This is a genomic window from Streptomyces sp. TP-A0356, from assembly GCF_001417775.1.
In the GTDB taxonomy this organism is placed as follows: Bacteria; Actinomycetota; Actinomycetes; order Streptomycetales; family Streptomycetaceae; genus Streptomyces.
The window spans coordinates 65,842-76,122 of record NZ_BBZJ01000036.1; the positions used below are offsets into that span (position 1 = coordinate 65,842).

At 71.0% G+C, this 10,281-nt stretch carries 11 protein-coding genes; all 11 read right to left on the reverse strand.

What is annotated here, in order from left to right; translation table 11 throughout:
• Window positions 1-3 precede the first annotated feature (3 nt).
• Entirely contained in the window at window positions 4-594 is a 591-nt protein-coding gene (locus ASC56_RS34125; RefSeq protein ID WP_234377191.1) for a hypothetical protein, read from the reverse strand.
• Between the two features lie 29 nt (window positions 595-623).
• Complete coding sequence (locus ASC56_RS34130) at window positions 624-1,550, reverse strand: hypothetical protein (protein WP_055495479.1); 927 nt, start codon at window positions 1,548-1,550, stop codon at window positions 624-626.
• Complete coding sequence (locus tag ASC56_RS40890; protein WP_079102898.1) at window positions 1,540-1,788, reverse strand: hypothetical protein; 249 nt, start codon at window positions 1,786-1,788, stop codon at window positions 1,540-1,542. Before ASC56_RS40890 ends, ASC56_RS34130 begins: the two co-directional genes overlap by 11 nt.
• A gap of 106 nt (window positions 1,789-1,894) precedes the next feature.
• Window positions 1,895-2,155, reverse strand: coding sequence for a hypothetical protein (locus ASC56_RS38900; RefSeq protein WP_079102899.1), 261 nt, complete (start codon window positions 2,153-2,155; stop codon window positions 1,895-1,897).
• 333 nt (window positions 2,156-2,488) lie between these two features.
• Complete coding sequence (locus ASC56_RS34140) at window positions 2,489-4,003, reverse strand: ATP-binding protein (protein ID WP_055495480.1); 1,515 nt, start codon at window positions 4,001-4,003, stop codon at window positions 2,489-2,491.
• Between the two features lie 28 nt (window positions 4,004-4,031).
• A complete protein-coding gene (locus ASC56_RS34145) occupies window positions 4,032-4,484 on the reverse strand; it encodes a DUF6238 family protein (RefSeq protein ID WP_079102900.1) in 453 nt (150 codons plus the stop codon).
• Between the two features lie 55 nt (window positions 4,485-4,539).
• A complete protein-coding gene (locus ASC56_RS34150; protein WP_055495481.1) occupies window positions 4,540-6,012 on the reverse strand; it encodes an SCO6880 family protein in 1,473 nt (490 codons plus the stop codon).
• Between the two features lie 81 nt (window positions 6,013-6,093).
• Window positions 6,094-7,470: a hypothetical protein gene (locus ASC56_RS34155; RefSeq protein ID WP_055495482.1), complete on the reverse strand. Its 1,377-nt coding sequence runs from the start codon at window positions 7,468-7,470 to the stop codon at window positions 6,094-6,096.
• Between the two features lie 37 nt (window positions 7,471-7,507).
• Window positions 7,508-8,200, reverse strand: a complete 693-nt coding sequence (locus ASC56_RS34160; protein ID WP_055495483.1) for a hypothetical protein — start codon at window positions 8,198-8,200, stop codon at window positions 7,508-7,510.
• The gene (locus ASC56_RS34165) at window positions 8,200-8,514 is read right to left on the reverse strand and encodes a DUF6112 family protein (protein ID WP_006143162.1); all 315 of its coding nucleotides are present in this window, start codon (window positions 8,512-8,514) and stop codon (window positions 8,200-8,202) included. The genes ASC56_RS34160 and ASC56_RS34165 overlap by 1 nt, the downstream gene beginning before the upstream one ends.
• A 136-nt stretch (window positions 8,515-8,650) precedes the next feature.
• Window positions 8,651-9,784 (reverse strand): C40 family peptidase, encoded by a 1,134-nt coding sequence (locus tag ASC56_RS34170; protein ID WP_055495484.1) that lies wholly within the window; start codon window positions 9,782-9,784, stop codon window positions 8,651-8,653.
• Window positions 9,785-10,281 lie beyond the last annotated feature (497 nt).

Here is a 10,281-nt window from a genome sequence, read left to right on the forward strand (position 1 = left end):
TGCTTAGTGCGGGTGGTACTGGAAGCCGTGGGTGTACAGGGTCATGCGGGCATCCACCGTCACGCTCTCGTACGGTGCGCCGAGGGCGCCGTCGCTGTAGAGGGTCAGCGTGAGGACCTGGTCGACCTGTGGCGGTTGGGGCCGGAGCGGTGGCTGGGGCTGGTGCGCCGCGTTGTTGAGGACGGCCTGCAGGGCTTCTTCGTATCGGGGCAGCAGCCGCCGGGCGACTCGTGCTGCCGCGCGTGCGGGGTCCTTGGGAACGGCGATTCCGTTGGGTTCCTCGACTCCGGCGAAGTGGTGGGGCTTGATGTGCGTGCTGTCGGGTGCGAGCGGGGCGACGACGAACTGGTGCAGATAGCGGGGGCGGTCGGCCACGTACAGCCTCTGGTCGGCCGGCCCGTGGAGCACGGCGTCGTGGGTGAGGACGTACTGGCTGACGACATAGTCGACGTGACCGGTGTCCCAGAGCTGCTCGGTACGGGGGAACTGATCCGCGTACTGCGCGTGGCACTGGTACTCGCTGGTCCAGGTGCCGGGCAGGCGCGCGGCAAGGCCAGCGGCGAAGGCAGCCAGGTCGGTGCGGGGTGAGGTCATGTGTTCCTGGAGGGAAGCGATGGTCCGGGTCAGCGCGCGTTCCGCCGCTGCGCCGGCGGGAGCACTCGCGGGGGAAGGGACGGTGCACGGGCCGGGCTGGAGGGCAGTCGCGGTGCCGACGTGAGCGGGGTGAGGGCCCGCATCCGGTCCTCGGCCACGTGCAGGACCTCTGCGAGGTTGCGGATCTCGGCGGCGGCGTCGGCGAGGTCGTAGGACAGGTCGAAGCCGTCGTCCTCCTCCGCTTCCTTTGCCTTCTCCCCGGCTGCTTCGAAGAACTCGCCGAGTTGCGCCAGCAGGCCGTCGGTGGGCTCCAGGATCTGGTGCAGCAGGGCAGCGGCATCCGCATGCGACTCGGCTCCATTGAGCCGGTCGGTCAGAGCGCGCAGCGCGTCGCCGTAGACGTAGATGGGAGCGTCGTCGGGTGTGCCGGGGACGTCACGGGCCTGGGGCGGGGGCGTCGGCTGGGCTGAGTGCACGTGTGGGCTTTCGCCGGGCAAGACGGGGTGCGGCAGCAGTCCGAGCTGGGTCAGGCGGTGGTTGATCGCCTCGATCAGGGGCTGGGCGCTGCCGCCGTGGCGGGCTTCGGGCCGCTGGGGAGCACCGGGGTCGTCGGAGGGGGCCGAGTCGTAGAGGACCTCGAACAGCGACGGGTCGTCGGGGTGCTCACGCGTCGCGATCCAGCCCTCGGGGTCTCCGGGCGGGCGCTCGGAGGACGGCTCCTGCGGCGGACCGATGATCAGGTAACTGTCGTCGGGGAGCGAGACGCGCACGATGTAGGCGCTGAGGCCGAACTCGATGTCGCACTGCAGGCCGCGCGCCCGCAGCGGCGTGGTGATGTGCGCGTGGCGACGCCACAGCTCCTGCCACCACGGGGTGTCCACGTTGCGGTGGTCGGGAAGCGGTGCGAGGGACGCAACGCGGCGGAAGTCTGGGGTGCTCGCTTCGTCAGCGGCCACGGTTCCTCCCGCGGGAGGAAGCGGGCGATCGGTGCGGTGGAGGCGTCCGTCCAGCGGGGGCGACTCCCGGCTGCGACTCCTGACTGAAGCCGAGTTCGTACTCGTCGTGGGTGGCGATCAGGTCGTGTTCCATCTGGGCTTCCTGGTCGGCGACCTGTGCCATGAGGTCGTCGAGTTCGGCTCGGCGTTGTTGGTATTCGGCCCATTCGGTGGCGTTCAGGTGAGGGGGACGTTTCAAGAGGACTCCGTGTGCAGGCGGTGGCGGTGCCGTGTCGATCAACAGTGGTGGTCCCTCGGGATCGCGTTTGCGAGAATCGGGCGGGACTGGAATCGCAGAAAGAGAGCTATCGGCGGGGTGCGGTGCCGGGGGACGGAGGAGCAGGTGGGACACCTGCGCTAGCCCCAGGCTGGCCGCCGGTCGGTGTCGCGGGGGTGAGGGCCGGGTCGTAGGCGGCGCGCAGCCTGCTCAGGCCGGCCTCGTCGGCGAGGGCCAGGACCGACAGCGCCCGGCTGGCCGCCGTCATCAGCAGGTTTGAGGGAGATCCCTTGGCCGCACCGCGGTTCTCCCGCCGCCACCGGGCGGCGGCGACGAGGTAGTCGCTCACGGCGCGCAGTGCAGGTTCGGCGGCGTCCAGGAAGTGGTCGGTGACTGCTTCGATCTCCGCCGGAGTCTGAGCCGCGGCGAGGGCGTCCAGGTAGGGGGTGAGGTCGGGTGCGGGCCAGGGCTGGTCCGGCAGCGGATGCGCGTCGCGGAAGGGCTGCGCGTCGCGTCGCGCCCACCGCTTCAGGTCGCCGCGAGTGGCGAGGTTGTACCGGGCGGCGTGGATCTGGTCGGCGTCGCGGCCGACGTTGTCGTACAGCTCGAAGTCCGGGTCACGCGGGGAGATGCGAAAGTCCTTCGATGGGGTGTTGTCAGGATTCGTGAACTCGACGCTTTTTCAATGCATTCGGGCGTCGGTGTCGAAGAGCGCCAGCTCGTGGGGATGCAGCAGGTGCTGGACGATGAAGGATCTGCCAGCGACTTTCCACAGACCACGGCCCCGGTTGAGGTGCGCGATGGCGTCCATTTCCACGGAGGTCAGGCCCAGCAGGGCGGCGGCGGCGTGGAGTTGGTCGGTCTCCTGGCGGTAGATGATCCGGGTGCTGCAGTCGGCGAGGAGGCCCTCGGCGAGGGCGCGGCCTTGTGATCCGGCGTCGCCGGCGGTGAGCAGGTCGGACAGCCGGTGGATCACCATGAGGTTGGCGATGCCGAGGCCGCGGCTGAGTTTCCACTGGGCCTGCATGCGCTGCAGCAGGCCGACGTGGCGCATCAGGCGCCACGCCTCGTCGTACACGATCCAGCGCCGGCCGCCGTTCGGGTCGGAGAGGGCGGACTCCATCCAGGCGCTTGCGCAGGTCATGGCCAGGACGAGAGCGGTGTCGTCGCCGGAGCCGCCGAGCCGAGAGAGGTCGATGGTGAGCATCGGCGCGTGCGGGTCGAAGGCGACAGTGGAGGGGGCGTCGAACATGCCGGCCAGGTCACCGTGGACGAGGCGGCGCATCGCGTGGGCCAGGTCGCGTGCGGCGTCGCCGAGCTGGCCCGACATCATGCCGGCGGCTTCGTCGAGCGCGTGGGGGTTGTTGAGGGTGGCTGCGACGTCGCCGAGGAGCGGGGTGCGGCCGGTGGCGGCGGCGCGGGTGACGACGGCGTCGAGGGCGACGTCGAGGGCGGTGTGCTCCATGGGCATCAGGTCCCGCCCCAGGACGGTCCGGGCGAGGGAGCCGAGCAGGAGCAGGCGCCGTTTGCGGATCTCGCCGACCCAGTCGGCCTCCGTGACGCTCTGCGGGCGGGGGGCCGCGTCCAGGGGGTTCAGGCGTCCGGGCAGTCCTGGGCCGAGCGCGACGGACCGGCCGCCGAGCGCGTTCGCCACCGGCGTCCACTCGCCTTTCGGATCGCAGGGGACGTAGACGCGGTAGCCGAAGGCGACCGAGCGCAGCGCGAAGGACTTGGCGAGCGCGCTCTTGCCCTGGCCGATCACTCCGGCGAGCAGGAGGTTGGGGTTGGTGAATCCCTCGACCTTGCCGTACAGCGCGAACGGGTCGAAGACGAACGATGCCTCGGCGTGGACGTCGCGGCCGATGTAGATGCCCTCGGCGCCGAGCCCGCCTTCGGCCAGGAACGGGTACGCGCCGGCGGCCACCGCGGTCGTCATGCGGTGTGCGGGCAGCTTCAGCCGGTTGTTGCGCGCGGAGGCGGGCCCGGGACGTCCGCTCGCAGGGTAGAGCGGAGCGGGCATCTCGTGCTCGGCGGGTGTGCTTTCTACCTGGTGGGCGCTGGCTTCGGCGCGGGCCTTGGCGGTGGCTTCGGCGAGCTGGCGGCGGGCTGCCTTGCGGCTGGCCCGGTCGGTGCCGTGGGGGGTGAACAGCGGGCTGGCGGAGGCGCGGCGGGCGCGGCGAGCGGGCCGGTGGCTCATCGGAGGCCCTCGATTCTGCGGGTGGTGCTCATCGCACGCAGGCCGTGGTGTGCGGACGGAGGTCGGTGGGGGTGGTCTTGCGCCGGATGCTGTGCCCGGCGGCGAGGTGGCGTTGGCAGATGGTCAGCACGGGCGGCCCTTCGGGCAGCCGTTCCGGATGGCACGCGCTCTTCTCGGTGTCTGCCTGCGCTGTATTGCCGGGCAGCAGGTGGAAGGCGGCATGGAGCTCGGTGGCGGCCTGCCACAGCCGGGTGTGCGCGGTGGCGAGGTGGCGGCCTGCTGCAGGATGCGGGGGCCGCGCTACCTCGGCCAACTGGTCGATGAAGCGGTGTAGTTCGGTGAGGTGGGCGTGGAGGGTGTCGAGGTGCCCGCGATCCGAGGGCGCGGCACGGCTGAGGGTCCGAGCGTGGTGGCGGACGCCTGCGGTGGCGGCCCGAAGGTAGGGGTGCGCGTCGGGCGCGCTGGGACGGGGAGGGATCAATGGGAGGTCCTTGCCGCCAAAGAGGCGGGAGCGGGGTGTGGGGGCGAACTGGCAGCTACAGGGTGGTGCGGGCCAGAGGGAGTGCGGCGACGGCGAACGCGTCGGGCTGCTGGTAGTTCAGCCGTCGCAGGTCGACGCCCGAGGTGACGGCGTGGGTCTCAATCTGGGCGCAGGCGGCGTCCAGGAGGGCGTCGGTCTCGGCGGTGACGGTGACGAGGCCGGTCAGGGCGACGTCCGCGTGCCCGGCGATGAGCTGGCGCTCACGCTGTTTGACGTCGGCGTACTCGACGGAGTCTTCCTCGCTGTCGACCTGCCCGCGGCGGGCGCGCTCGTTGGCGTCGGCGATGATCGCGGCCTTCTTGCGCTGGACGTCCCGCAGCGCGAACTCGAGCCCCTGCGGTACGTAGATGAGGGACAGGCTGCGTCGCACGCCGGCCGTGAACATGAGGCCGTGCATGAAGCCGGCGTTCGTCTCGGTGCGGGGCCAGTTCTCCACCCAATATGTGGCGTGCCGTGCGCTGTCGGTGGCGAGGCGGTCGTACTCCTCGACCTGGACGACGGGACCTGCGGCTGCGGGATCGGCCTCGGCGCGGCCGGTGTCGGACCACTGCTGGAGTGCGGCGAGGGCCCCCGGGTCGTAGGCGGTGCGGATGACGGCGGCGATCTCCCGCGCGGTCAGCCACCCGGTGACCATCAGTCCGGCGTTGCGGGCCGCCTGGGCGATGGAGGCGGTGGTCTGCTCCATGACGGTGAACGCCCCGGGCAGCCCGCCGCCGGCCTGCGAGATCAGCCGCCGGGCGGCTTTGAGGTCGAGGGAGATGGCGAGGTAGGTCTCGTGGGGTGCGGCGGCGGGGCCGGCCGAGGCGACCAGTTCGGAGTAGATCTGGCCGGCGACCGGTGTCTGGGGCTGACCGTTCTGGGCCCAGTGGCGGGTGAGGGTGTCGCCGCTGTCGGGAACGGTGCGTTCCAGCACCTGCACGGTGGCGATGTGCCCGGTGCGGGCGATGCCCGCGAGCGCGCGTCCCCAGCTGCCCACGTTGTGGTTCTGGGTGGCGGGGTCGAGGAGGGCGAAGGCGCGGCTGCTGACCCGGGCGATGGCGGTCAGGGTCTGCCGGTGCGGGTCGTGCACGGCCGCGGCGCCGTTGGCGGAGTCGCCGGGGGTGACCACCTTGAGGGAGGCGGCCGTGCCGGGCAGGTGAAGGATGCCGTCCTGCCGGGGCCGGGTGACGGGCCGGGCGAGCCAGAGCGTCTGGCCGGTGCGTCGGCGCTGTGCGTAGCGGGCGACGACCGGCGCCCAGTCGATCAGGGAGCGTCCGTGCCGTCGGATCACCACGAGCGCACCGGATGCCGCCCACAGCGGGGTCAGGGCGACGGCGCCGACCAGCCCGGTGGAGACCACCGTCATCAGTAGCAGCGCCAGCGTGCAGGAAACAAGGACGAGTTGGGGCAGGGAGAGGCCGAGGAGGATGCCGCGGCGGGACCGGTGCGGAAACTTCACCGTGACCGGGGCGACGGAGAGATCAGTCAAGGGGCGGGTCCTGAAAGGCGCGGGTGGAACCCGGGGGCGGGAGGTGCAGTACACGTCCCGCCCCCGGTAGACGGCAGGGGATCAGAGGCCGGTCGCAGGCGGCGGCGAGGCCGTTCCGCCGGGCGTGGCGTTCTGTGCCCCAGGGGACGGTGGTGCGCCCTGTGGCGGCGGGGTCGTGGTCGGCGGCACTGACTGCCAGCCGCCTTGCTGGCCGGACGCGGCGCTCGCGCCGGATCCGCCCGGCCCCGGGCTGCCGCCCACCTGGCCGCTGGTGTCGTCGGAGACGCTCGTCGGCGCGGGCTGGACGGCCTTCTCCAGGCCGGACTTCATGGCACCGCCACCGGGCGAGCCGCCCGTTCCGCCACCCTGCGAAGCGTCCTTGCTGCCGCCGCTGTCGCCGGTCGGGTTGGCGGCGATGTCGCCGGGGAATCCGCCTCCGCCAGCGTCGGGGCCTTGCGCGGCGGCGACGCCCGCTCCGGCTGCCGCGCCGCCGCTGCCGGCGGTGGCGGCTGCTGCGGCGGCCTTGCGGGCGGCGTTCTCGGCGTGGGCCTTGGCGATCTGTGCTCCGGCTCCGCCGGCGCGGTGGATGGACTCGCCGTCGGTGCCGTCGGCCGCCCAGTGCACGAACTTGAAGACGGCATAGGGGCACAGCAGCACCAGGATCATGATCACGATGCCGGACATGACGTCGGCGAGGGCAGCGATGCCGTCGGTGGCGTCGGTCTTGCCCATGGCGGCGATGCCGAGCACGAAGATCACAGTCATCAGCAGCTTGCTGACGACCAGGGTGGCGGTAGCTTCGATCCAGCCCTTGCGCCAGCGGCGTGCGACCTCCCAGCCGCCGCTGGCCGACGCGAAGACGGCCAGGGTGACCATGACGAGGATGCCGACCTTGCGGACCATCATCACGCACCAGTAGAGGAAGGCGCCGATGGCGGCGCCGAGACCGACGACGACCGGGACGAGCCAGCCGAGTCCGGCCAGGGACCCGATCTGGCTGACCTTCACGATGCGGCGCACGGCCGCCTCGATGCTCAGGTGCGCGGTCTTGAACAGGCCGTCGCTGACGGCGTCGACGACTTCGACGGCGACCGTGGTCAGGGCGATGGCGCAGAAGGCGAACAGGACCCCTGACATGGTGCCGGTGAACGCCTGGGTGAGGGCTTGTCCGTCGCGTCTGACGGCGGCCCGGACGAGCTGCGCGCAGAAGGTGGCGACCAGCAGGACCAGGCCCAACGGCAGCAGCATCTCGTAGTTGTCGCGGAACCATCCGGCGTTCAGGTCGACCCTCGTGGTGGTGTTGACCGCCTTGGCGGCCAAGTCGGCCGCTGCCGCAGCCAGCTCACCTGCGGACTTCGCCATCCAGTCACCGATGGCCTTGCCCGGGTCCGAGGCGAAATCGACCGCGTCGCCGACGGCACAGAGCTTGTCCGCCAAGGGGTAATCACAGAAACCCACGGGGAATTGCTCCTCCTTATCTCGTGTCAGGCGCGGGTCACTGCGTGACGCTCGGAGCGATGGCGGCCAGTGCACAGTCGTGGCCGGGGCGGCACTGCACGGCGAAGGTCACAGCGCGCTCCTCGGCTCCGCCGCCGCCCTTCTTCCATGCGATCTGCTGCTTGCCGTTGACGGTGACGACGTAGATGTACGCCTCGGTGATCGCCGAGGGGTCCTCGGCGAGGGCCTGCTTGAACGCGCCGGGATAGTGGCCTTCGGTGACACGGGCGGTGGCGTGCTGGTCCTGGTCGGCCATCCGCGACCACAGCAACGGATCAGGAACCTGTCCGGAGACGGACGCCCAGTCGGCGTACTTGGGCTCCTTGGTCATCCACGCGCGCATGCCGGCGAGCTGCTGGTCGCGGCTGGTGTCGCGGGTGTCGTAGGACCACAGCATCTGGGCTGCTGCCTTGGCGTACGCGACCGGCTCGGCGATCTGCGGAGGCTCGGGCACGGACCCGGGGCTGGCCTCGGCTGTCGGGGCGGGCTCCGCGGAGGACGGTCTGTGCGCTGTGGCCGGCCGGGCAGCGGTCGGATCCCGGTGGGCGTTGCCGCTGCCGGACAGCCAGGCGACGGCTGCGGCGATGGCGAGCAGGACGGTGACGACCAGGGCGACGATAACGATGCGCCGGTTGGCCGACCAGCCGACGCCGTAAGAGGACAGCGAGAGGGTGGGGAATCGGTTCCGCATCAGTGAACCTGCGAGCCGAGGGTGGAGAAGAACGCGACGATTCCGTTCGCGGCGCCGAGGCCGAGGGCGGCGCCCGCGGCGACGACGGCGCCCTTCTTGCCGTTGGCCTCGGCCTGGTGGCCACCGGTGTGGTGGCCCCAGGCCCACACGCCGAGCGAGACCGCGAGGGCACCGACGACGGCGATGATCCCGAACATGTTGATGCTGTTGACGACGTTCTTCAGCACGCTCAGGCCGGGCAGGCCGCCGCCCTTGGGCGAGATCCCTGGGTCGTAGGCGAGCTGGATGACGCGGTCTGCGAGAGGGAGGGACATAGGTGTGGCGGGGCTCCTTGCATACGCGGGCCAGACGAGGGGCCGGCGGGGAGAGGGGAAGCAGAGGGGAGATGCGCTCGGAGCGCGGAGATCGACGTGGCCGGGCCTGTTCGGAGCGGTGTCCGGGCGGGTGGCGTCAGATGACGCGGCGGGCGGCGAGAATCGTCCAGTCCTTGATCGGGGTGATCCGGACCGGCTTGGTGGTGCGTGGTGCCTCGATCACGAGGCCCTCGCCGATGTACATGCCGACGTGCTCGGGACGGCTCGCGGTGCCGCGGCTGAAGATGAGGTCACCGGGCTTGAGCTGGGCGGCCGAGACCGCCTTGCCTTCGTTGACCTGCGTGTACGTGGTGCGGGTGAGCGTCACGCCAGCGTGCACGTACGCCTGCTGCATCAGCGAGCTGCAGTCGCAGCGGCCCATCGGGTCGGGACCGTGGGCGTTGGTGCAGGTTCCGCCCCACTGGTAGAGGGTGCCGAGCTGGTGCATCGCCCACTCGATGGCCTTGTGTGCCTTCGGGTCGGCGTCCTTAGGGATCTTGTATCCCTTCGGGACGCTGCCCTCGGGGATCGGGCCGAAGCCGGAGCCGTCCTGGTCCGGAGCACAGCCGGTGGTGCCGGCTCCCGGGTCTTTGCCTGGGTTCGGAGCCTTGGCGTCCTTGTCGTTGCCGGCGCCGGGGAAGGTCTTGGCGATGGCTTCCTGCAATGCGGTGGCCAGGTGCTCCCACTGCGCGTAGGCGTCCGGCAGGCCGGACTGCTGGACGGCTTGGGCGGCCTGGGTCACGGTCATCTGCTGCCAGCCGTGCACCTTGAGCAGGTGCTTGTAGAACTGCTCGCTCGCGTACGTCGGGTCACGGATCTGCTCGGCGGTGCCCCAGCCCTGGGAGGGACGCTGCTGGAACAACCCAAGGCTGTCCCTGTCGCCGTAGTTGAGGTTGCGCAGCCGCGACTCCTGCATCGCCGTGGCGAGCGCGATGACCTGGCCCTTCTTGGGGACGTCGAGGCTGATACCGGTGGCCACGATCGTCTGGGCATTGGGAACCTGCTCGGCGGGCAGGTCCAGGCCCTCGACGTGGACGTTCTTGCCGGACGCCCCGTCGAGGATCTTGGTGACCTGCTCGGCGACCTTGCCGGTGTCGATGTCGTTCAGGCAGATGAGGGAGCTGCTGCTGCTTTGAACGGCGTCCGCGGAGGACGCCATCATCATGCCGGTGCCGGCGAGCAGGAGCGGGGAGAGGAAGACGACGCCGATGCCGGCGGCGAGCGCCTTCAACCGGAGTGGATCGCTCGCGGGTCAGCGAGGTCGGGTAGGGGTGGGTAGCGAGACGTCATGAGCGTGTCCTTCGGGGATGCGGTGTCCGGCGTGCCGCGTGCGCGAGGTGTGGTGGAAGGGCGCCGCGGCCGGGGTGGGCGATCAAGGCGGGTCAGCGCGGGGCGAGTTGCCGCTCGCTCCAGCTGGCCGGGCCGTGAGCTAGGTGTGCCGGGGCAAGGGGGTACTCCGTGAGGTGTGGCGGGGGAGTAGCCAGCGGCGGTGTGCGCCGGGCGGTTCAAAAACAGTAGATGCGGATTGGCGGTTGACCAAAAAAGCTGGCGCGAGGTGCCGGAATCCGGCACCTCGGCGCGGCACTTCTTGGTCGTCGGCGGATTCGCCTCTACAGTTTTTGGACTCCCCCTCGCCTCCTCGGTCTGCGGCCCCGGGCTGTTACATGCCCACTTCCGGCCTGCGAGGACTCCTAGCGAGGCGGGTGGTTCCCCCCCCCCCCCCCCCCC

Coding starts and splice junctions, on each gene's coding strand:
- ASC56_RS34125 (WP_234377191.1), bottom strand. CDS start 594: ATGACCTCACCCCGCACCGACCTGGCTGCCTTCGCCGCTGGCCTTGCC.
- ASC56_RS34140 (WP_055495480.1), bottom strand. CDS start 4,003: ATGAGCCACCGGCCCGCTCGCCGCGCCCGCCGCGCCTCCGCCAGCCCG.
- ASC56_RS34160 (WP_055495483.1), bottom strand. CDS start 8,200: ATGCGGAACCGATTCCCCACCCTCTCGCTGTCCTCTTACGGCGTCGGC.
- ASC56_RS34165 (WP_006143162.1), bottom strand. CDS start 8,514: ATGTCCCTCCCTCTCGCAGACCGCGTCATCCAGCTCGCCTACGACCCA.